Source organism: Planomonospora sp. ID82291 (genome assembly GCF_015711645.1).
In the GTDB taxonomy this organism is placed as follows: domain Bacteria; phylum Actinomycetota; class Actinomycetes; order Streptosporangiales; family Streptosporangiaceae; genus Planomonospora.
Map to the genome: position 1 here is coordinate 1,194,384 of NZ_JABTEX010000002.1, position 22,099 is coordinate 1,216,482.

General features: G+C 74.5%; 17 protein-coding genes. 14 read left to right on the top strand and 3 right to left on the bottom strand.

Annotation, left to right across the window (positions count from 1 at the left end):
- Position 1 precedes the first annotated feature (1 nt).
- Together HS045_RS16310 and HS045_RS16315 are read left to right on the top strand one after the other, a co-directional pair.
- Positions 2-679 (top strand): ABC transporter ATP-binding protein, encoded by a 678-nt coding sequence (locus HS045_RS16310; RefSeq protein ID WP_196452191.1) that lies wholly within the window; start codon positions 2-4, stop codon positions 677-679.
- Positions 676-2,748, top strand: a complete 2,073-nt coding sequence (locus HS045_RS16315) for an ABC transporter permease (protein WP_307827551.1) — start codon at positions 676-678, stop codon at positions 2,746-2,748. Before HS045_RS16310 ends, HS045_RS16315 begins: the two co-directional genes overlap by 4 nt.
- A 245-nt stretch (positions 2,749-2,993) precedes the next feature.
- Here HS045_RS16315 and HS045_RS16320 read toward each other — a convergent pair whose 3' ends face one another.
- Entirely contained in the window at positions 2,994-4,028 is a 1,035-nt protein-coding gene (locus tag HS045_RS16320) for an LLM class F420-dependent oxidoreductase (protein WP_196452192.1), read from the bottom strand.
- A 175-nt stretch (positions 4,029-4,203) separates the two neighbouring features.
- Between HS045_RS16320 and HS045_RS16325 the strand changes: the two genes are divergently transcribed.
- The gene (locus HS045_RS16325; protein ID WP_307827552.1) at positions 4,204-5,640 is read left to right on the top strand and encodes a sulfatase; all 1,437 of its coding nucleotides are present in this window, start codon (positions 4,204-4,206) and stop codon (positions 5,638-5,640) included.
- A 55-nt stretch (positions 5,641-5,695) separates the two neighbouring features.
- On the opposite strand, the gene HS045_RS16330 is transcribed toward HS045_RS16325, so the two are convergent.
- Positions 5,696-6,400, bottom strand: a complete 705-nt coding sequence (locus tag HS045_RS16330; RefSeq protein WP_230884062.1) for a FadR/GntR family transcriptional regulator — start codon at positions 6,398-6,400, stop codon at positions 5,696-5,698.
- An 84-nt stretch (positions 6,401-6,484) separates the two neighbouring features.
- On the opposite strand from HS045_RS16330, the gene HS045_RS16335 reads away from it, so the two are divergent.
- Genes HS045_RS16335 through HS045_RS16350 form a run of 3 tightly spaced genes read left to right on the top strand, consistent with a single transcriptional unit; the run spans position 6,485 to position 9,623 of the window.
- On the top strand, positions 6,485-7,396 hold the full coding sequence (locus HS045_RS16335) for a (Fe-S)-binding protein (RefSeq protein ID WP_196452195.1): 912 nt from the start codon (positions 6,485-6,487) through the stop codon (positions 7,394-7,396).
- On the top strand, positions 7,396-8,988 hold the full coding sequence (locus HS045_RS16340; protein ID WP_230884063.1) for a lactate utilization protein B: 1,593 nt from the start codon (positions 7,396-7,398) through the stop codon (positions 8,986-8,988). The genes HS045_RS16335 and HS045_RS16340 overlap by 1 nt, the downstream gene beginning before the upstream one ends.
- Complete coding sequence (locus tag HS045_RS16350) at positions 8,985-9,623, top strand: LUD domain-containing protein (protein WP_196452196.1); 639 nt, start codon at positions 8,985-8,987, stop codon at positions 9,621-9,623. The genes HS045_RS16340 and HS045_RS16350 overlap by 4 nt, the downstream gene beginning before the upstream one ends.
- A 79-nt stretch (positions 9,624-9,702) precedes the next feature.
- Here the strand turns inward: HS045_RS16350 and HS045_RS16355 are convergent, their stop codons facing one another.
- Positions 9,703-10,125: a DUF2795 domain-containing protein gene (locus tag HS045_RS16355; RefSeq protein WP_196452197.1), complete on the bottom strand. Its 423-nt coding sequence runs from the start codon at positions 10,123-10,125 to the stop codon at positions 9,703-9,705.
- 218 nt (positions 10,126-10,343) lie between these two features.
- Here HS045_RS16355 and cbiE point away from each other — a divergent pair, with 218 nt between their 5' ends.
- The 8 genes from cbiE (at position 10,344) to HS045_RS16395 (ending at position 22,094) form a co-directional block, all read left to right on the top strand.
- Positions 10,344-11,606 (top strand): precorrin-6y C5,15-methyltransferase (decarboxylating) subunit CbiE, encoded by a 1,263-nt coding sequence (gene cbiE, locus HS045_RS16360; protein WP_196452198.1) that lies wholly within the window; start codon positions 10,344-10,346, stop codon positions 11,604-11,606.
- An 84-nt stretch (positions 11,607-11,690) separates the two neighbouring features.
- A complete protein-coding gene (locus HS045_RS16365) occupies positions 11,691-12,518 on the top strand; it encodes a sirohydrochlorin chelatase (RefSeq protein ID WP_196452199.1) in 828 nt (275 codons plus the stop codon).
- 88 nt (positions 12,519-12,606) lie between these two features.
- Positions 12,607-13,794 carry a nicotinate-nucleotide--dimethylbenzimidazole phosphoribosyltransferase gene (locus HS045_RS16370; protein ID WP_196452200.1) on the top strand — a complete coding sequence of 396 codons (1,188 nt, stop codon included), beginning with the start codon at positions 12,607-12,609 and terminating at the stop codon, positions 13,792-13,794.
- Positions 13,795-13,950: 156 nt separating this feature from the next.
- Complete coding sequence (gene cobA, locus HS045_RS16375; protein WP_196452201.1) at positions 13,951-15,186, top strand: uroporphyrinogen-III C-methyltransferase; 1,236 nt, start codon at positions 13,951-13,953, stop codon at positions 15,184-15,186.
- On the top strand, positions 15,183-17,636 hold the full coding sequence (locus HS045_RS16380) for a GTPase (protein ID WP_307827553.1): 2,454 nt from the start codon (positions 15,183-15,185) through the stop codon (positions 17,634-17,636). The genes cobA and HS045_RS16380 overlap by 4 nt, the downstream gene beginning before the upstream one ends.
- A gap of 145 nt (positions 17,637-17,781) precedes the next feature.
- A complete protein-coding gene (locus tag HS045_RS16385) occupies positions 17,782-19,428 on the top strand; it encodes a GTPase (protein ID WP_196452202.1) in 1,647 nt (548 codons plus the stop codon).
- Between the two features lie 140 nt (positions 19,429-19,568).
- Positions 19,569-20,354: a single-stranded DNA-binding protein gene (locus tag HS045_RS16390; RefSeq protein WP_196452203.1), complete on the top strand. Its 786-nt coding sequence runs from the start codon at positions 19,569-19,571 to the stop codon at positions 20,352-20,354.
- Positions 20,355-20,792: 438 nt separating this feature from the next.
- Positions 20,793-22,094 carry a GGDEF domain-containing protein gene (locus HS045_RS16395; protein WP_196452204.1) on the top strand — a complete coding sequence of 434 codons (1,302 nt, stop codon included), beginning with the start codon at positions 20,793-20,795 and terminating at the stop codon, positions 22,092-22,094.
- Positions 22,095-22,099 lie beyond the last annotated feature (5 nt).

Sequence of the window (22,099 nt, forward strand, 5' to 3'; positions counted from 1 at the left end):
CATGACTTCTGTCGTTCTCGAGGGATACGGCCTGACCAAGCGGTTCGGTCCGGCGACGGCGCTGGCGGGCGTGGGACTGGCGATCGGCCGCGGCGAGGCCGTGGCCATCATGGGGCCGAGCGGATCGGGCAAGTCGACCCTGCTGCACTGCCTGGCCGGGATCATGAAACCGGACGAGGGGGAGGTGCGCCTGCTCGGGCAGCGCGTCGACACCATGGGGGAGCGGGAGCGCAGCGCGCTGCGCCGGACGCGGTTCGGGTTCGTCTTCCAGTTCGGCCAGCTCCTGCCCGAGCTCCCGGCCGACGAGAACGTCGCGCTGCCGCTGATGCTCGGCGGCGTCTCCCGGCGCGACGCCGTACGGCGGGCGCGGGAGTGGTTCGGCCCGCTCGGCCTGGGCGGCATGGAGGAGCGGCGGCCCGGCGAGCTGTCCGGCGGGCAGGCCCAGCGGGTGGCGATCGCCCGCGCCCTGGTCACCCGGCCCGCGGTGGTCTTCGCCGACGAGCCGACCGGAGCGCTCGACCAGACCACCGGGCACGACACGATGCGCCTGCTGGTGGAGGCGACCCGGGGCGGCGACGCCTCACTGGTGGTGGTCACCCACGACCCGCAGGTGGCCCGCTGGTGCGACCGCACCGTCGAGGTCCGCGACGGCCGGATCATGGCCGGGGTGGACGCGTGAGGGCGGCGCTGGGACTCGGCGGGCGGCTGCTGCGCGCCGGCGGCCGCCGGGGCCTGCTGAGCGCGGGCCTGACCGCGGTGGCGGTGACGGTCTGCACCGCGCTGCTGCTCTTCGCGGTCTCCGCGAACGTCGCCTTCGCGGGGCGGGGCGACCGGGAGGCGTGGCGCAACCCGGTCCCGGCGAAGGGGCGGGCGGTGGCGGTCCAGGCCGTGCACGTGGACTACGTGCGCGACCGGCGGATCACGGTCGTGGAGCTGGCCGCGCTGGAGCCGGGAGCGCCGCCTCCTCCGGGGCTGGACCGCTTCCCCGCGCCGGGCGAGGTCTGGCTCTCCCCCGCCCTGGCCGAACTCGCCGACGAGCTCCCGGCCGACCAGCTGGCCGACCGGTTCGCGGGCCGGCGCGGCGGGACGGTCGGGGACGAGGCGCTGGTCCATCCCGGCGAGCTGGTCGCCGTGCGGGGCTGGGCGCCGGACTCCCCGGTGCCGGCCGGAAAGGGGGCCGACGAGCCGCGGGGCGAGGTCGCGTCCACCCGGATCTCGGACTTCGCCGGGGAGCCGACGCCCGACGCGCAGGGCTACCGGATCCTCGCCCTGATCGCGAGCGTGCTGATGGCCGTGCCGCTGCTGGTGTTCGGGGGCGCGGCGGCCCGGCTCACGGTGGCCCGGCGCGACCAGCGGCTGGCCGCGCTCCGGCTGGTCGGCGCCACCCCCGGCCAGGTGGTGGCGATGACCGCCGCCGAGGCGGTGATCACCGCGTTCGCCGGGGCGGTGGCCGGGACGCTGCTGTACGTCCTGCTGATCCCGGCGCTCACCGGGATCGAGATCGCCGGGGGCTCGTGGTTCGCCGCGGACCTGTGGCCGGGCGTGCCGTACACGCTCGCCGTGCTGGCGGCCGTGCCGCTGCTCGTGGGCCTGTCCGCGGTGATCGGCCTGCGCCGGGTCGTGGTCGGCCCGCTGGGCGTGGCCAAGCGGGAGACCCCGCCGGGGATGCGCTTCGTCCGGGTCGCGGTGCTGCTGGCCGTGCTGGCCGTGGTGCCCACGCTGAGCGTCGGCAGCGGCGGCGGGGTGATCGCGGTGGTGCTGGGGCTGGCCTTCCTCTCGATCAACCTGGCCGGCCCGTGGGTGGTCGGCCTGATCGGCAGGATCACCGCGGGGACGGCGCGCGGGCCCGTCCGGCTGCTGGCCGGGCGGCGGCTGGTGGACGACCCCCGGGCGGCCTGGCGGACCGTGAGCGGGGTGGCGCTGACCGGGTTCGTGGCGGGTTTCGTGGTCCTGCTGAACCCGTCGGCCGACCTGCTGGGCGAGGCGGACGCCTCGCGGCTGCGCGTCTCGATCCCCGCGGCGCGGGCGGACGCGGTCGCCGCCGAGGCCCGCGAGCGGCTGGCCGCGGCGGGCGTGCGCGCCGGGACCGAGGTCACCGGCGGGGGCGGGGAGGGCGGGGGGAAGGTGCTCGTCGTCGCGCTCGGCGTCCGGGAGGCGGGGGCACCGGGGAAGGCAGAGGCGGGGGAGAAGGCGGGGCAGGGGGAGAAGACGGACGCCCGGGTGGACGCCCCGGTGGACGCCCCGGTGGACGCCCCGGTGGACGCTGCGCTGGTCGACCGGGCCCGCACCGCGCTCGACGGCCTGGTGCCCGGCCGGCGCGCCACCTCCACCGCCGACGACGACCGGTTCGGCCGCCTGCTGATCGGCGACATCGGCACCGGGACGATCGTGGTGCTCACCGTCTCGTTCCTGGTCGCGGTGGTCAGCGCCGGGATCACCGCGGTCTCCTCCGTCCTGGACCGGCGGCAGACCTACGCGCTGCTCCGCCTGGCGGGCACCCCGCTGAAGGTCCTGGACCGGGCCCGCCGGGCCGAGACGCTCATCCCGCTGGCCGTCATGGGCGGCGGCTCCATCGCGGTCGGGCTGTTCTGCGCGCTCCCCTTCGCGATCACCGGGCTGGACGCCGGCGGGCTGGCCACCCTGCTCGCCTGCGTGCTCCTCGGTTTCGCCGGGGTGGTCGGCGCCGGGGCCGTGAGCGCCCCGGTGCTCCGCTCGGTCACCGAGAACCCCGCGCCGCGCCCGGACTGACCGCCGGGCCGGTCACCGAGAACCCCGCGCCGCGCCCGGACTGACCGCCGGGCCGGTCACCGAGAACCCCGCGCCGCGCCCGGACTGACCGCCGGGCCGGTCACCGAGAACCCCGCGCCGCGCCCGGACTGACCGCCGGGCCGGTCACCGAGAACCCCGCGCCGCGCCCGGACTGACCGCCGGGCCGGTCACCGAGGACCCCGCGCCCGGACTGACCGCAGGGCCGGTCGGCCCGGGACCGGCTCTCAGCCCAGGACCAGGTCGCGGACGGTCCGCAGGGAGGGCTCGTCGCCGAGTCCCATGACCAGGAGGCTGGTCACCGGACTCTTGCGCCACGCCTCCAGGCGCTCGCGGATGCGTCCGGCCGGGCCGACCAGGGAGATGCCGTCGGCCAGCTCGTCCGGGACGGCCGCGAACGCCGCGTCCCGCCGCCCGGACAGGTAGAGCTCCTGGACCTCGGCGGCGGCGCCGGCGTAGCCCATCCGGCCGATGATGTCGGCGTGGAAGTTGCGGTCGCGCGCGCCCATGCCCCCGATGTACAGGGTGAGCATCGTCTTGACCCCGTCGAGGGCCGCCCGGACGTCGTCGGTGACCAGGGTCAGGACCATGGCGGCGATGTCGAAGTCCGGCCCGGCGGCGGCCAGCGACGGCCCGTACATCTGCTCGATCTTCTCGGGGAAGGCGAACAGCGGGAGCCAGCCGTCGGCGATCTCCGCGGCGAGGGCGACGTTCCTCGGGCCCTCGGCGCCGAGGTAGAGGGGGATCTCCGGGCGCAGGGGGCGGGTGATGAGCTTCAGCGGCTTGCCCAGGCCGGTGGCCCCCGGGCGGCCCTGCGCGGGCAGCGGGAGCGGGTAGTGCCCGCCGTCCGCGGTCACCGGCCCCTCCCGGCGCCAGATCCGGCGCATGATCTCGGCGTACTCGCGGGTGCGGGCCAGCGGGCGGGCGAACGGTACGCCGTACCAGCCCTCGACGACCTGGGGGCCGGACGCGCCGATGCCGAGCAGCAGCCGGCCGCCGGTGAGGTGGTCCAGCGTCATCGCGGTCATCGCGGTGGCCGCGGGGGTCCGGGCGGAGATCTGGGCGACCGAGGTGCCCAGCTTGATGCGCGAGGTGCGCGCGCCGTACCAGGCCAGTGGGGTGAAGGCGTCGCTGCCGTAGGCCTCGGCGGTCCACACGGAGTCGTAGCCCAGCCGTTCGGCGGCCTGGACGAGTCCGGTGGCGTCGACGGGGTCGCGCTGCCAGTAGCCGAGGTTCAGGCCGAGCTTCAGGTCGGTGCTCATGGTCGGGCCTCTCGTCCGGGTGCGCCGTCATAGTGAAACACGTTCTATTTGACTTTGCGGAAGGCCCGGTGTCGAGGTCGGGGCTTTGGGGAAACGTGACACTGTGCTGAACGCTGCCCGTAAGGTTTTATACCTTCTTCCCCTGTTCATCCTGGTCTCGGCCACGATTCCGGCTGTGGCCGAGACGCCCCGGCGTCCCAATGTCGTGGTCATCCTGGTCGATGATCTCGGAATGGGCGACCTGGAGAAATTTCCGAACATCTGGAACGAGTTCGTCCGGTCGGGTGCCGGTTTCAGCCGGTTCTTCGTCCCCAACTCCTGGTGCTGCCCGTCCCGCGCGTCCATCCTCCGCTCCCAGTACGTGCACAGCCACGGCGTCCTGACCAACACCACCCCCAAGGGGGGGTTCGGGAGGTTCTACCGGAAAGATCTGGAACGTTCCACGGTGGGCGTCTGGATGAAGCAGGCCGGCTACCGGACCGGCCTGATGGGCAAGTACCTCAACCACTATCCGGGCCCCGCCCCCGCCACCCACGTGCCCCGGGGCTGGGACGACTGGCAGGTGCCGGTGCGCGGGCTGTACAACGAGTACGGCTACACGCTGAACGAGAACGGCAGGCTCAGGGCGTACGGCTCCGCGCCCGAGGACTACCTGACCGACGTGCTCAGCGCGAAGGCGAACGCGTTCGTCTCCCGGGGGGACGACCCCTTCTTCCTCTACCTCGCACCGGTCGCCCCGCACCTGCCGGCCAACCACGCGCTCCGCCACCGCGACGCCTTCACCGGCCACACGGCCCCGCGCCCGCCCTCCTTCGACCAGGAGAACGTCGCCGCCGAGCCTCTGTGGCTGCGCTCGCGCAAGCGGCTGACCCCGGAGCGGATCGAGCGGACCGACGAGATCTACCGCGACCGGCTGCGGGCCATGCTCGGCGTGGACGACATGGTCGGATCCCTGGTCCGGAGCCTGCGCGCCGCCGGGAAGCTGGACGACACCTACCTGTTCTTCGGCTCCGACAACGGATTCCACCTGGGGCAGCACCGGCTCGGGCAGGGCAAGACGACCCCGTTCGACGAGAGCATCAAGGTGCCGATGTTCGTCCGGGGACCGGGGATCCAGTCCGGCCGCACGGTCACCGAGGTCGCCTCCACCGTGGACCTCGCCCCGACCGTCGCCGCGCTCGCCGGCGCCCGGCTGCCCCGCTTCGTCGAGGGCCGCTCTCTGCTCCCCCTCCTGCACGGCCGGACCCCGGCCGGCTGGCGCCGGAACGTGCTGGTCGAGTTCCACCGGCCGGGCAGGGCGAAGCCCTCGGCTCCGGCCCGCATTCCGTCCTACCAGGCGATGCGCACCGCCCGGCACACCTTCGTCCGCTACGCGACCGGCGAGTACCAGCTCTACGACCTCGCCTCCGACCCCTACCAGCTGCGCAACCTGGCCGGGCGGGTGCCCCGTTCGGTGATCACCGGTTTCGAGCGCCGGCTCGACGCCCTGGTCGCCTGCGCCGGCGCCGCCTGCCGCGCCGCCGACGCCGTCTCCCCGCCGGCGTTCTCCGTCCCGCCCCTGGAGATCACGGGCTCCGTGCTCCCGCGCGCCGCCCTGCGGACCGTCCCGTGAGACGGGCGGGGATCCGGGCTCGTCCCGGCCGGGACCGGGCCGGGACCGGCCGGGGTCAGCCGGTCGGGCCCTGCGGGTCCGGGTAGGCGCGGGTGAGGTGGTCGGCGATCGCGGCGGCCGCCTCCTCGGAGTCGCCGGACGCGACCGCCTCGTAGATCCGCCGGTGGTCGGCCATGAGCGGGTCGGTGACCCCGAGCCGCTCGACCGCTTCGACGGCGTGGCGCTGCACCGTGGCGCGCAGGGCGTGCATCGTGGCGGTGAGCAGGCGGTTGCCGGACAGCTCGGCGATCGTGAGGTGGAACTCGGCGTCGTGCAGGACGAACTCGTCGGCGCTCCCGGCCCGCTCCATCCGTGCCAGCGCCGCCCGGAGCCGGTCCAGGCGGTCGGGGGTGGCGTGCCCGGCCGCGTGCCGTACCGCCCACTGCTCGATCATCATCCGGGTCTCCGCGACCTCCCGCATGGAGAGGCTGGACAGGCCCACGTGCAGCCGGAGCAGATCGGCCAGGGCCCCCGCGGGGCGGGCGGTGAGCACCGCGCCCGCGTCGGGGCCCCGGCCGGCGTGCGACGCGACCACCCCCAGCGTCTCCAGCACCCGCATCGCCTCGCGCACCGACGAGCGGCCGACCCGGAGCTGCTCGGCGAGCTGCCGCTCGCCCGGCAGCCGGTCGCCGACCGTGAGGCCGTCCTCCGCGATACGCCGCTCGATCTGGGCGATCACGTCCTCGAAGGCCCGGGTGCGCCGGACCGGCTCCCATCCCATGCCGTCTCCCTCGCCGTGTGGGGGTCCTTGTCGGGACATATGGTCAGACCATACTGTGGTCAGACCATAGTCGGAAGGAGCGCCGTGCGCGTCGCCCTGTTCATCACCTGCGTCAACGACACCCTCTTCCCCGGCACGGGCCGGGCGGTCGTGACGCTGCTGCGCCGGCTGGGGTGCGAGGTCGACTTCCCGCAGGCCCAGACCTGCTGCGGCCAGATGCACGTCAACACCGGGTACCCGCAGGAGGGGACCCGGCTGGCGCGGCACTTCACGGACGTCTTCGCCGGGTACGACGCGGTGGTCGCGCCCTCCGGATCGTGCGCCGCGATGGTCCGTGAGCAGTACCCCCGCCTGGCCCGCGCCGCCGACGCGGCGGCCGGGCGCCCCGCCTCCGCCGCGTCCGCTGCGCCCCCTGTATCCGCCGTGTCCTCTGCGGAGGCCGGGACCGCCGGGACCGCCGGGACCGTCCGGGGGGGCGGCGGGAGGACCGCCGGACGGACGGCGGCCCCCTCCTTCGCCGAGGAGGTGGCCGCGCTCGTGCCGAAGGTCCACGACCTCTCGGAGTTCCTGGTCGACGTCCTGGGGGTCACCGACGTCGGCGCCTCCTTCCCGCACCGGGTGACCTACCACCCGACCTGCCACTCCCTGCGCGGGCTCCGGCTGGGCGACCGTCCCACCCGGCTGCTGGAGCAGGTCAGGGGGCTGGAACTGGTCCCGCTCCCCGGTGCGGAGGAGTGCTGCGGGTTCGGCGGCACCTTCGCCGTCAAGAACCCGGCGGTCTCCGCGGCCATGTGCGCGGACAAGGCGCACAACGTCATGGCGACCGGCGCGGAGGTGCTCTGCGCCGCGGACAACTCCTGCCTGATGCACGTCGGCGGCGCCCTGGGCCGCCAGCGCGCCGGGATCCGGGTCATGCACCTGGCGGAGATCCTCGCCGCGACCTCGGAGCCCACGGCGGGCGGGCGGACCGCGGGCGGGCGGACGGGGGAGGGGTGATGAGCGCCGCCTTCCTCGGCATGCCCGCCTTCCCCCGCAACGCCGCGCGGGCCGTGGGGGACTCGCAGCTGCGCTTCAACCTCCGCAAGGCCACGCGCACGATCCGCGGCAGGCGCGCCGCGGTGGTGGGCGAACTGCCGGACTGGGAGGAACTGCGGGCGGCGGGCAAGGAGATCAAGGACCACACCCTGCGCCATCTGGACCGCTACCTGCTCCAGATGGAGGAGGCGGTCACCCGGGCCGGCGGGCGGGTGCACTGGGCCGCCGACGCCGACGAGGCCAACCGGATCGTCGCCGGCCTCGTCGAGGCCACCGGCGAGACCGGCGTGGTCAAGGTCAAGTCGATGGCCACCCAGGAGATCGGCCTCAACGAGGCGCTCGCCGCCCGGGGGATCACCGCCTACGAGACCGACCTCGCCGAGCTGATCGTGCAACTCGGCGACGACCTGCCCTCGCACATCCTCGTCCCCGCCATCCACCGCAACCGCTCGGAGATCCGCGAGATCTTCCGGGAGAAGATGGGGGAGTGGGGACGGGCGGCACCCGAGGACCTCACCGACGAGCCCCGGGCCCTGGCCGAGGCCGCCCGGCTGCACCTGCGCGAGCGCTTCCTGTCGACGAAGGTCGCGGTCTCCGGCGCCAACTTCATGATCGCCGAGACCGGCACCCTGGTGGTGCTGGAGTCCGAGGGCAACGGCCGCATGTGCCTGACCCTGCCCGACACCCTGATCAGTGTGGTCGGTATCGAGAAGCTCCTGCCGACCTGGCAGGACCTGGAGGTCTTCCTCCAGGTGCTCCCGCGTTCCTCCACCGGCGAGCGGATGAACCCCTACACCTCGACCTGGACCGGTGCGTCCGAAGGGCAGGAGTTCCACCTCGTCCTGCTCGACAACGGCCGTACCACGGTGCTCGCCGACGAGGTCGGACGCCAGGCGCTGCGCTGCATCCGCTGCTCGGCCTGCCTGAACGTCTGCCCCGTCTACGAGCGCGCGGGCGGCCACGCCTACGGCTCGGTCTACCCCGGCCCGATCGGCGCCATCCTCACCCCGCAACTGCGCGGCGCGGGCCCCGCGCCGTCCTCCCCGCCCGGTGGCGGCGCTCCTGCTCCTGCGATCCCGGCGCCGAGCGGTCGCCCGGCTTCTGCGACCGCTGTGCCCGGCGGTCGCCCGGCTTCTGCGATCCCGGCGCCGAGCGGTCGCATGCCGGCTTCTGCGACCGCTGTGCCCGGCGGTCGCATGCCGGCTTCTGCGACCGCTGAGCTGGACGCCTCGCTGCCGTACGCGTCGTCCCTGTGCGGCGCCTGCTACGAGGTCTGCCCGGTCGCCATCGACATCCCCGAGGTGCTCGTCCACCTGCGGGCCAAGGCGCCCCACCCGCGGGCCGAACGCCTGGCCATGCGCGCCGCCGGCTGGGTGCTCGACCGCCCCGTACGGCTGGCCCGCGCCCAGCGGCTGTCCGGACGGCTCCGCCGGTTCGTCCCCCGGCGCCTGCCCGGCCCGGCGGCGGCCTGGACCGACACCCGCGACATCCCCGACATCCCCGCCGAGTCCTTCCGCGACTGGTGGAACCGTACCGACGGAGGCACCCGATGAGCTCCCGCGACCTCATCCTGTCGCGCGTCCGCACGGCCGTCGCCGGAGCGCCCGACGCCCCGCGCACCCGGCCCCGCGCGGTGCCGGCCGCGACGGGAGGGCAGACGGCGGAGCGGACGGTGGAACTGTTCGCCGAACGGGTCGCCGACTACCGGGCCGTCGTCCACGTGGCGGCCCCCGGAGAGGCGGCCGGAGTGATCACGGCGGCGCTCGCCCGCCGGGCGGCCGAACGCGTCGTCGTGCCCGAGGGCCTGCCGAAGGAATGGGCGCACGCCGTACGCGCGCACCTGGGCGGCGGCGCGGTGGGGGACGACCCGCCGCTGTCGGCCGCCGACCTGGACGCCGTCTGCGGAGTGGTCACGGGCTGCGCCGTGGGAATCGCGGAGACCGGAACGATCGTGCTCGACACCGGTCCGGGACAGGGCCGCAGGGCGCTGACCCTGGTGCCCGACTACCACCTGTGCCTCGTGCGAGCCGGGCAGATCGTGCCGGGGGTGCCCGAGGCGGTGGCCGCCCTCGACCCGGTCAGACCGCTGACCTGGATCAGCGGTCCCTCGGCGACCAGCGACATCGAACTCAACCGGGTGGAGGGCGTGCACGGCCCGCGCACGCTGGAGGTCGTCGTCGTCCGCTGACGGCCGTCCGCCACGACCCGGACCGGCCGGAGGGGCCGGCGGCTCCTCCGGCCGGACGACCTGGGAGGAGGACCGCAGGTCAGCCCTGGTTCCGGTCCTCCGTGCCGTACCCCAGCGCCTGGGCCACGTCCGCCATGTTGGCGAAGGTCGCGTTCGGCAGCGACCGGACGACGGCGATCACCGCGTCCGGGGCGCCCTGGTCCCGGGCGCGGGCCAGCAGGGCGTCGCGGTCGGCGGGGAACACCCCGGTGCCGCTGATCCACTTGGCCAGGTCGCCGCGACGCTCCACGTCCGCGGGGCTCATGCCGCGCGGGGCGCCCGGTTCGCGGTCGGCGGGCCGGGACGCCGACCGGGACGGGCCACCCTCTCCGGACGCCGGCATGGGCTCGGGCTCCTTCCACTCCTCGGCGTGGGTGGTGCCTCCGCCGCGGGTCATCCCCTCGGTCTCGTGCTTCTGCTGCTCGTCCAGTCGCGGACCGTGCTTGGCGCTTCCGCGTTCCATCTGGAGCCACCCCTTTCAGCTGCGGAATAATCCGCATCCCTACCCGGCGGCTCCGGGGCAAACATCCGGTCGGCTTCCGCGGCCACCGGCTTTGACCGGTTCATTCCGTGGGAAGAGGAGCCCGTGACCGCCGTCGGCGGATCGTCGCCGCGCGGGAACCGCATCTGGCCCGATCGCCGCGGGACCGTCACTCTGGAGGGCGAGGGCGGTGAGCATCGGTGATCACAGTTGTCGGGGTCGACGGACGGGCGCTGTCCCCGCTCGCACGGGCCAGGCTGGCGGAGGCCACTGTGCTGGCCGGGTCCGACCGGCTCCTGGAGCGCGTCCGCCCGCTGCCGGGCGGGGCCCGGGTGGTCGGCGGTCCGCTCGGCAGGGCCGTGGCGGCCCACCGGGAGTACGGCGGGCGGCTGGTCGTGCTCGCCGGGGGAGATCCCGGGTTCTTCGGCGCGGTCGCGGAACTGCGCGGGCACGGAGTCGTCCCCGAGGTGATCCCCGCCCCCTCCCTCGTCTCGCAGGCCTTCGCCAGGGCCGGGCTGGCCTGGGAGGACGCCCTGGTCGTGACCGGTGGGCGGCTCGACCGGGTGGCCAACGCCTGCCGCGCCCACCACAAGGTCGCCGTGCTCGTCGCACCCGGCGTCGGCCCCGCGGAGATCGCCAGAGAGCTCGCCCCCACCACCCCCCGCACCCTGATCGTCTACGAGGACCTCGGCGGCCCGGACGAGCGGATCACCCACAGCCGGATGGGCGAGGCCACCACGCGGCCGTGGAAGAACCCCGAGGTGGTGCTCGTCCTGGACCCGCTGCACCGGGGGCCGGACGGACCCGCGTGGGTGGCCGGGGCCCGGACCGGTCCTGCGGGGTGGGCGCGGGACTTCGCCGGCTCCGGCCTCGATCCGGTGGTCCGGGCGTTCGTGCTGGCCAGGCTCGGGCCCCGGCTCGGGGACCTGGTCTGGGACGTCGGCGCGGGCGGCGGGGAGATCGCGGTGGAATGCGCCCTGCTCGGTGCGGCCGTGGTGGCGGTGGAGCCCGAGGAGGAGGCCTGCGCCCGGCTGCGCCGCACCGTGATCGCCCACGGGGTGAAGGTCGCGCTGGCCCGGGGCCGGGCGCCCGCCGCCCTGGAGCCCCTGGCCGACCCGGACGCCGTCTTCGTCGCCGGGGGAGGGCCCGAGGTGGTGGCGGCGTGCGCGGCCCGGAGTCCCCGGTCCCTGGTCTGCGCGCTCAGGACGGCCGAGCAGGCCGACAGGGTGCTGGAGGTCCTGCGCGAGCACGGCTACCGGGCCGAGAGCGTGCGGATCGCGACGTCCTGGACGACGGGTGGGGAGACCGGAGGGGGAGGGACCGGAGACGACCGCGGGGAGATGGGCGGAAGCGGGGAAGAGGAGACCGGCGGGCGGGGCGGAGGCCGTCGCCCTCCCGGTCCCGGACCGGTCTTCGTCGTGTGCGCCACCGGCCGCGGCCTGGAGAAGATCATCGATCCGTGACCTGTCCGGGGCGAACCATCATCGGATATCCTCGCCAGTCGCCGTTGCGTCATCCCAGGTCAAGGTCATTGGAGTCCTGTTCACATGAAGCCGCCGCTGCTGCTCATCGGGCAGGGCTCACTCGATGACGGCGGATCCGCCGAGTTCGGCAGGTTCGTCCACCGGCTCCGATGCCGCCTCGACAAGACCGCCGCCGACGTCTCCGGCGGTTACCTCGCCAAGGCCAGACCGCGTCTCAGCGATTCGATCGCCTCACTGGTCGCGCGCGGGCACCACCGGATGGTGGCGCTCCCGCTGAGTCTCGCCGGAGACCTGCGGACCGGCACCGAGATCGCCGCCGCGATGGCCCGGGAGCAGGAGCTCCACCCGACGCTCGCCTACGACTACGGTCGCCCCCTGGGGTGCGACCCCCGCCTGCTGGCGCTGCTCGCCGAGCGGCTGGCCGACGCCGCCGCGGAGGTGCCCCGGCTCCGCCTCGTCGCGGCCGGGGGCGGGCTCCTCGACGAGGGCCCCGAGGAGATCGGGCTGGGCGAGACCGCCGTGGTGCTGGTCGGCGACGGCTCGGGCGATCCGATGGTCAACGCCGACGTGCACGGGGTCTCGCGCCTGTTCTGGGAGACCCACGCCCACGCGTACATGACGGTGGAGACCGCCTTCGCCTCGCTGGCCCGGCCGGGCGTCCCGGGCGGGATCGAGCGCTGCCGCCGTCTCGGGGCCCGGCGGGTGATCGTGCTGCCCTACCTGCTGTTCGCCGGAGGGCTGCTGGAGAGGGTCTGGGGTCAGGCCATGGCCTACGCCGCGGGCCACCCCGATCTGGACGTGCGCTGCGCGGAGGCGATCGGCGACTGCGAGGGCCTGGCCGACGTGGTCGTCGAGCGCTACGAGGAGGCGCTCGAACGGGCCGCCCGCTGATCTCCGCGAGAGGACTCCGCGGGGGCTTTGCGCGGCTTCGCGGGAGTTCGCGGAGACCGCACGGAGACTTTTCCGGGACACTGAGGGCATGACCATCCTTGAGCAGACCCTCGCAGCGATCCGGCCCGCCGACCCGGAGGCCGTCGCCGAGGCGCGCGCACACCAGGACCGGCTGACCAAGCCCCGAGGTGCGCTGGGCGCGCTGGAGGAGGTGGCGGTACGGCTCGCCGGCGCCGCCGCCGCCAGCCCGCCGCCGATCCCGGCCCCCGCGGCGCTGGCCATCTTCGCCGCCGACCACGGCGTCCACGCCCAGGGCGTGAGCCCCTGGCCGCAGGAGGTCACCCAGCAGATGGTGGGCAACTTCCTGGCCGGCGGAGCCGTGGCCAACGCCTTCGCCGCCCAGGTCGGCGCCACCGTGACGGTCGTGGACGTCGGCGTCGCCGCCGACCTGCCCCCCGCCCCGAACCTGATCGTCGACAAGGTCGCGTACGGCACGGCGGACCTGTCCGAGGGCCCGGCGATGACCCCGGCGCAGGCCGTGTCCGCGCTGGAGGCCGGCATCGCGGTGGCCCGCCGCCTGGTGGACCAGGGAGCCCGCTGCCTGGTCACCGGGGACATGGGCATCGCCAACACCACCGCCTCCGCCGCCCTGATCTGCGCGTTCACCGGCCGGGACGCGGCCGAGGCGACCGGCCGGGGGACCGGGGTCGACGACGCGACCCTCGCCAGGAAGGTGGAGGTCGTCCGCCGGGCGCTGCTGGTCAACGGACTGGCCGGCCCGGCGGGCGGCGCGGTCCGGACGGACGGGCGGTCCGGGGAGGCGGGGGACGGGCGGGCCCCGGCCGCCGACGCGGCCACCGCGTCGTCACCGGCCGGCGGACCTCCCGCCGGTGACGTGCTCACCGGGCCGGCGCTGAGGACGCTCGCGGCGGTCGGCGGCCTGGAGCACGCGGCGATCGCCGGGTTCGTCCTGGGAGCCGCGTCGCTGCGGGTGCCGGTCATCCTGGACGGGGTGATCGCGGGATCGGCCGCCCTGGCCGCCGCGGCGCTCGCCCCCGCCGCGGTGGACCACTGCGTGGCCGGGCACCGCTCGGCCGAGCCCGGCCACGCCCTCGCCCTCGCCCATCTCGGTCTGCGTCCCCTGGTCGAGCTGGAACTCCGCCTCGGCGAGGGAACCGGCGGGCTGCTGGCCCACCCCCTCGTGTGCGCGGCGGTCCGGGTGATGCACGAGGTGGCGACCTTCGACTCGGCGGGGGTCACCGAGAAGGACGCCTGACCTGCGGAAGCCGCCGGGTGAACGCCGGTCGGCGGCGGTCGCGCGTCTGCTTCACTCTTGTTAACACGGGTGAAGCAAACGACGCGCCGTGAGCCGGTAGGTTTACCTCCTAACGCACGCGCGTCACCATTCGTCGTGAACGGGAGATCTGTCGTCATGTCGTCGCCCTATCTGCTCGGCCTGCGTCTCTCCGGGCGGCGGGTGCTCGTCGTGGGCGGAGGTCGCGTCGCCCAGCGGCGGGTGCCGGCTCTGCTCGACGCCGGCGCCCTGGTCACCATCGTCTCCACGAGCGTCACGCACGCCCTCGACGATCTCATCGCGACCGGCCGCGTGACCTGGGAGGCCAGGCCGTACCAGGTCGGCGACCTGGACGGCGCCTGGCTGGTGCACGCCTGCACCGACGACCGGGCGGTGAACGCGGCGGTGGCCGCCGAGGCCGAGGCCAAGCGGATCTGGTGCGTGCGCGCCGACGACAAGGAGGCGTCGGCCGCGTGGACCCCGGCCAGCGGACGGGTGGACGAGATCGGGGTGGCGATCACCGCGGGCGGTGACCCGCGGCGGGCGGCGGGGATCCGGGACGCCGTGGTGGAAGCGCTCCGCGACGGCACCGTCGACGCCCGGCGCAACCGGACCAAGCCGGTCGGGGTGGCGCTGGTCGGAGGGGGCCCGGGCGACCCGGGTCTGATCACGGTCCGCGGGCGGCAGCTGCTCGCCCAGGCCGACGTGGTCGTGGCCGACCGGCTGGCCCCGCAGGCCCTGCTCGACGAACTCTCGCCGGACGTCGAGCTGATCGACGCGGCGAAGATCCCCTACGGCCGCTACCTGGCCCAGGAGAAGATCAACGAACTGCTGGTCGAGCACGCCCGGCAGGGCAGGTTCGTCGTCCGGCTCAAGGGCGGCGACCCGTTCGTCTTCGGCCGCGGTGGCGAGGAGATGCTCGCCTGCGCCCGCGAGGGGATCCCGGTCGTCGTCGTCCCGGGGATCACCAGCCCGGTGGCGGTGCCCGCCGCGGCGGGCGTGCCGGTCACGCACCGCGGGGTGAGCCAGGAGTTCCACGTCGTCTCGGTGCACGTCCCGCCGGGTGACGAGCGGTCCACGGTCGACTGGCCGAACCTGGCCCGATCGGCGGGAACGCTGGTGCTCATGATGGCCGTCGAGCGGATCGCGGTGATCGCCGAAACACTGGTCCGCGAGGGACGTTCGCCGGAAACTCCCGTAATGGTGGTACAGGACGGTACTCTTCCCACCCAGCGTGCCGTTCGCGCCACGCTGTCCACCGTGGCGGAGCGGGTGACCGCGGCGGGGATCCGGCCACCGGCGATCGTGGTCGTCGGCGACGTCGTGAAAGTCGGCCAGGAGGTCGAGATGGTTCGAGCGGAGCGGGTGCCGTGAAGTCGGCTGCCGACAGGCCCGTGCACCCGGCGGAGGGCGGCCGCAGGTTCGACGCCGTCCGCCCGGAGGGACCGGAGGGCGCCTTCCCGGACCACGCGGAGACCCTCGGGGAGCAGACGCTGACCTTCCAGGCGATCCGCGCCGGCGAGGACGGCGAGGACGACGCGTCCCCCGGCGCCGCGGCGACGGAGACCGCCGGAGCGCCGTCCGCCGATCCCGCGGCGGGCGACGGTGAGGCCGCCGAGGCCGCCCCCGCCGGAGAGCGTTCCGCGGCGACGGCTCCCGCGGACGGGCACTCCGGCGGTGAGCGTTCCGATGGGGCCGGAGTTCCGAACGGGCGCCCCGAGGACGAGGATCCCGGGGAGGCGGCCTCCGGGCATGCGGACGGCTCCGCGGACGCGAACGGTCCGGACATCTCGAACGACTCGAAGGGGCCGGACGGTCCGGATTTCCCGGACGATCCGGATGACGCGGACGGCTCGGACGTCCCGGGTGACGCCGATGGCGCGGACGACGACCCGGATGGTGGGGACGATCCGGATGTCCCGGACGGCTCCGCGGACACGGACGGCGACCCGGATGGTGGGGACGATCCGGATGTCCCGGACGGCTCCGCGGACACGGACGGCGACCCGGATGGTGGGGACGATCCGGATGTCCCGGACGGCTCCGCGGACACGGACGGCGACGCGGTGGTGGTGGTCGCGGACGAGGACGGGTCCGAGGAGGAGAGCGGTGCGGCCCCCGAGAAGCGGGTGCAGGAGAAGCCGCTGCCCGACGAGGTCTCCGAGGCGCTGACCGAGGCGCTCGCGGCACTGCGCGGCAGCGTCACCGATCTCGTCTTCGGCCTGGACCTGCCCGGGGTGGAGGAGGCCAGGAAGGCCAGAGCGGAGATCCTGGCCCAGCTCGACGACTACGTGATCCCCCGGATCCACATGAGCACCGCGCCGGCGCTCATCGTCGTCGCGGGATCCACCGGGGCCGGCAAGTCCACCCTGCTCAACACCCTGGCCAACGCCAACGTCAGTCCCACCGGCGTGCGCCGGCCGACCACCGGCACCCCCGTCCTGGCCTGCCACCCCGACGACCGCGAGTGGTTCGCCGAGGGCGGTCCGCTGGGCAGCCTGGAGCGGAGGGAGGCCGCCGAGCCCGGGACGGCACCGGACGGGCTGGTGCTCGTCTCCACCGAGCGGCTGCCTCCGGGCGTGGCGCTGCTCGACACCCCCGACATCGACTCGGTGGTGGAGGCGCACCACGAGATCGCCCACCGCATGCTCGACGCGGCCGACCTGTGGATCTTCGTCACCACCGCGGCCCGGTACGCCGACGCCCCGGCCTGGCGGCTGCTCCGGCTGGCCAAGGAGCGCGGCGCCCGGCTGGCGATCGTGCTCTCCCGGGTCCCGGCCAGGTCGCGCGAGGTGGTCACCAAGCACTTCGTGCGCATGCTCACCGAGTACGGCCTCGGCCAGGTCGACCGCTTCGTCATCAACGAGAGCACGGCCGCCGACGGGATGCTGCCCGACCACGAGGTCACCGAGCTCAGGCTCTGGCTGACCGAGCTGTCGGTGGACGACCGGCGGCGGGCGCAGGCCGTACAGGCGACGCTGGCCGGGGTGCTCGACAGCTTCCGGGCCCGCGTCCCCGCCCTGGCCAGGCAGCTGGAGGTCCAGCTGGCCCTGCGCGCCGACCTGCGGGGCGACGTGGACGCCGCGTACGGCGGGGCGATGGCCGAGATCGACGAGGCGACGCGGAACGGTTCCCTGCTCCGCGGCGAGGTGCTGGCCCGGTGGCAGGACTTCATCGGGTCGGGCGACCTCATGCGGACCCTGCACCTGCGCAAGCCCGGCAGGTTCGCCGGGAAGGCGAGCCGGCAGGGTCCCGAGCGGCTCAGCGCGCTGAAGACCGCGCTCCGGGCCGGCCTGGAGGCGGTCGTGGTCTCCGCCGCCCAGCGCGCCGCCGAGGAGACCGTGTCGCGCTGGCTGAACCGGCCCGGGGCGGGGGAGGCCCTGGCCGTCGCGCCGGGCCTCGGCGAGCCCTCCGACGACCTGCCGCGCCGGGCCGGGCGGGCCGTGGCGGCCTGGCAGGACCACCTCGTCGGACTGATCCGCACGGAGGGCGTGACCAAGCGGTCGGTGGCCCGAGTGGTCTCGTTCGACGCCGAGTCCCTGGCGCTGATCCTCACGATCGGGATGTTCGGCTACGGCACCGCCGAGATCGAGGTCGCGGGCAAGAGCGCCCTGCCGCAGCGGCTGCTGCACGCGCTGCTCGGCGCGGAGTCCCTGCGCAGCATCAGCGCCAAGGCCCGCAGCGATCTGCGCACCCGGATCGGCACGCTGTTCGACGACGAGGTCTGGCGCTACGTCCAGGTCCTCGACGGCGCGGGCATCCCCGACGAAGCCGCCGCCACCCGTCTCTACCAGGCCATGTACAACCTTGAGGTCGCCCGATGAGGAGTGAGCCCCGTGCCGCGCGCGCCGGAACCGCCGTGCGCGCATCCGTCATGACGGCCCGCCGGGCGCGCGGGACCCGGACCGTCCGGCCGGCGGCTCCCCCGCGGGCCGCGGGCCGTACCGCGAACGAGGGACGATAGCGACGATGACCAGCACCATCGGCACCGCCCAGACGCGCCAGGGACTCGGCGGCCGGCTCGCCGCGGTCGCCCGGATCGTGGAGCTGGGACCGGGCAGAGTCGACTCCAAGGTCCTCACGGAGGCGGGCCAGCTGCTGCTGCGCGCCGGCGACCGTCTCAAGCTCTCCCCCGACCACACGGTGGTCGCCCTCGCCGGAGGCACCGGCAGCGGAAAGTCGTCGCTGTTCAACGCCGTCTCCGGGCTGGAGCTGTCGCCCACCGGCGTGCGCCGGCCCACCACGGCGCGCACCCACGCGTGCGTCTGGGGGCTGGAGGGCGCCGGACCGCTGCTCGACTGGCTGCAGATCCAGTGGCGGCACCGCTTCGCGCGGGCCAGCGCCCTCGACAAGGGCGAGAGCGGGCTGCACGGCCTGGTCCTGCTCGACCTGCCCGACCACGACTCCATCCGGGCGCTCACCGACACCGAGGCCGACCGGCTGATCCAGGTCGCCGACCTCGTCGTCTGGGTGCTGGACCCGCAGAAGTACGCCGACGCGTCCACCCACCGCCGCTACGTGACCGAGCTGGCCGGGCACGACGCGGTGACGGTCTTCGTGCTCAACCAGGTCGACCGGCTGAGCCCCGAGGACCTGGCCGAGTGCGTCGCCGACCTGGAGGGCCTGCTCCGCCGCGAGGGGATCGAGCACCCCGTCATCGTGACGACCTCCGCGACCATGGGCCGGGGCGTCGGCAACCTCAAGGCCGTGCTCTCCGACGCCGTGGTCCGGCGCCGGGCCGCGATCCAGCGGCTGGAGGCCGATCTCGACCGGCTGGTCCGGCGCCTGTCGGAGGCGATGCCCGCCGAGGGCGCTCCGTCCTCGCCGGCCGCCGTCGACGACGCGCGCCGGATCGGGCTGACCGACGCCCTCTGCGACGCGGTCGGCGTGCCGGCCGTCGGCGAGGCGATGGAGAACGTGTACGGCGTGCGGTCGATCGAATGGGTCGGCTGGCCGTACGCCCGCTGGATCGCGAAGCTCCGGCCCGATCCGCTCGACAGCCTGCGCCTGGGCGACCTGCGGGACGAGATCCGGGGCCTGAGCGGGGGTGCGGTGAGCGCACAGCCCGCGGAGGTGGACAACGCGGTCCAGGCCCTGTCGGACGGTCTGACCACGGGCATGCACGAGGCCTGGCGGAACGCGGTCCGGGACGCCGCGCGCTCTCGTTCGGCGCAGTTGCCGAAGGTGCTGTCGGAGGAGCTGACGGAGATCGCGCCCCGTCTCGACCGGGTGCCCGCCTGGTGGCGGGTCCTGCTCGCCTGGCAGTACACGCTGGTCCTGCTCTTCGTCGCGGGCCTCGCCTGGGCCGGTACGGCGCTGGCCTACGGGGTCTTCGAGGCGGGGGAGATCCCGGAGGGACTGGCGTTCTTCGGTGACGCCGCCGCGCTGCCGTGGGTCGTCCTGATGCTGCTCTCCGTTCTCGGGCTGGGCCTGCTCACGGCCGTGGCCAGCCGGAATCTCGTGGTGCTGGGCGCCGCGGGCGAGCGGGAGAGGCTGGAGCGGGAGATGCGCCGCAGGGTCGCGGCGCTGGCCGAGAGCATGGTGATCGAGCCGGTGGAGCGCGAACTGGCCCGGTACAACGAGTTCTACGCGGCCCTGCGCACCGTACGCGGCTGATCACCGCCGGTCGTCCACAGCCCCGGCGGTTCCGAGCCCGGTCGTCCACAGGACGTTCGAGGGCGGCTCGCGGCCCCGGGGGCGCAGGCCATCGTGTCTTCCATGCCGCGGGCAGTCCGCCGGCTCTCATGGGAGGCACGATGAACGACATCCACGTCACGCTCACCGGCAACGTCGCGGCCCCGCCGCGTCAGCACACCTTCCCGGACGGATCGCGGGTCACCTCGCTCAAGGTGGCCTCGACGAACCGTTACTTCGACAGGGAGAACCAGCAGTGGCGCAACGGTGAGACGACCTATTTCGGGGTCCGGTGCTTCCGGGGGCTGGCCGACAACGTCGCCCAGTCGGTCCAGGTGGGCCAGCCGATCGTCGTCCACGGGCGGTTGCGCATCCGGGAGTTCGTCCACGAGGGGGAGCGCCGCTTCATGGCGGAGGTCGAGGCCGGCTCCCTCGGACACGACCTCCGCTGGGGCTTGGGGAGCTTCAGCAAGCCGCAGCGAGGTGGGACGGCCCCGTCCCTGGGCGCGGAGGAGCGCAGCGAGCTCGACCGCGGGACCCACGACTGGGCCCTGGGCGGAGCGGTCTCGCCGGAGGGGAACGGGACCCCGGGGGAGGAGTCCGCGCGGGCGTCCTCGCGGAGGGAACCGCGACAGGCCGTGGAGGGGGTGGGCGGGGAGACGGCGGCCGGGCCCGCCTGGGAGGCCGCGGCCCGTTCCGTCGGGGAGACGGCGGCCGGGACGACCGGGCCGGTCGAGCTCACCGGGTCGGTCGAGCTCACCGGGTCGGTCGAGCCCACCGGGGGCGGCGGAGTGGGCGGTCCGGAGCCGGACGGAGCCGTGGGCGGGGAGGACGCGGGCGGCGGAGAGCCCGTCCCGGAGACGAGGAGCGGCAGGCTGCGGCGTGTCGGAGCGCGGATGGCGGCCTGAGAGCGTTCCGCCGGGCCGCGGGGTCTTCCCGGTTCCGGACCGGGAAGTCCTCCCGGTGCCCTGGGCGCACGTCGACGGCAGAGGAGGCGGAGCGGAGGCCCCTGGAAGGGCGGGCGGAGGGGGCGGGGCGGAGGGGGCATCGGCCGGGCGCGGTCGGTGCCTCGCCCTGCGGGTACGGATCACTGGGATCACTGGGATCACTGGTGGGAAACGGCTGATGGTCGGGTTCGTCTCAGACGCCGAGGCACCTGTTCAGGTCCAGGTCACGCCCCGCAGCATGGCTGCTCCTTTCCCACACGTTCCGGTCGCGGAGAGAGCGATGTCCATCGCAAGCCACCCGATATGTCGGCTCACTCCGCCCAAGGTAGCGGTTCCCGTCGCGCGGCGCACACTCCGCAACTATTGTGTTACACATCGTTAGCCAAAGAGGGGGACTGCATGGTGGCGCCCAGTCATACCTCGGTCAAGCCACGTGACGGCGTGACGACCTTGGCCGGGCGGTGGCCTCTGCTGGGGCAGCGCCGCGCGCTGGTCGTCTACCTCTGCGGGGTCGTGGCCCTGGCTCTGGCCGCGATCGCATTCTCCGCCACGACCAGCGTGCTCCGCTGGTCCGACACGCTGACCTTCGCCGCGCTGATGGCGTGCGGAGCGGTCTGCATCGAGGCGACCCGCAGGCTCGGGATGCCCGCCGGGGTCGCCCGCGACCTGCTCTCCGCCTGGTGGCTGCCCGTCGCGATGCTCCTGCCTCCGGTCTACGCGCTCGTCGCGCCGATCCCGCTCCAGATCCTGCTGCAGAAACGGGTGCGTGAGACGGTCGTCTACCGGAGGGTGTTCAGCTCGGCGGCGATCGGGTTGTCCGGGTGCGCGGCCTCGGTGCTGTTCCACGCGGCCGTCGGCGACCCGTCCGCGCTGAGCACGGGCCGCGGGTGGCCGATCCTCGTCGCGATCGCCTGCGCCGTCCTGTTCACGGTGCTCAACACCGGGCTGATCGCCGTGGCCGCGCACACCGCGAACCCCGACAGCCGCTGGCGCGAGGTGCTGTGGGACCGGGAGAGCCTGACGCTGGACGCCGTCGAGCTCTGTCTCGGCGTGATCGTGGCCATCACCTGCGGGATCAACCTGACGCTGTTGGTGCTGGCGCTGCCGCCGGTGGTGCTGCTGCAGCGGAGCCTGCTGCACGCCCAGCTCCAGGCCGCGGCCCGCACCGACGCGAAGACCGGCCTGCTCAACGCCGCCGCCTGGCAGCGCGAGGCGGACACCGAGATCGTCAGGGCCAGGCGGACCGGAGACCCCCTGGCCGTGCTGATCATCGACATCGACCACTTCAAGCGGGTCAACGACAGCTACGGCCACCTGATCGGGGACCAGGTCCTGGTCGGGGTGGCCACGACGCTCCGCAGCCAGCTCCGCGAGTACGACGTCGTGGGCCGGTTCGGCGGGGAGGAGTTCGTCGTCCTGCTGCCCGGAGCCGACACGACCGAGGCGCGGCGGGTGGCCGAGCGGCTGCGATCGCGCATCGGACGGATGGCGGTCCCGGTCGAGGGAAGCATGATCAGCGTGACGATCTCGGCCGGCGTCGCGGTCATGAGCGTGCACGGCAACGACTTGATCGAACTGCTCGCGGTGGCCGATCTGGCCCTCTACCACGCCAAGGAGCTCGGCCGGGACCGGATCCACCTGCCGACCACGTCCTCCGCGCCGCCCGGGCCGCCGCCCGGCCCGCAGGACGCCCCTAGCTGAGCCCC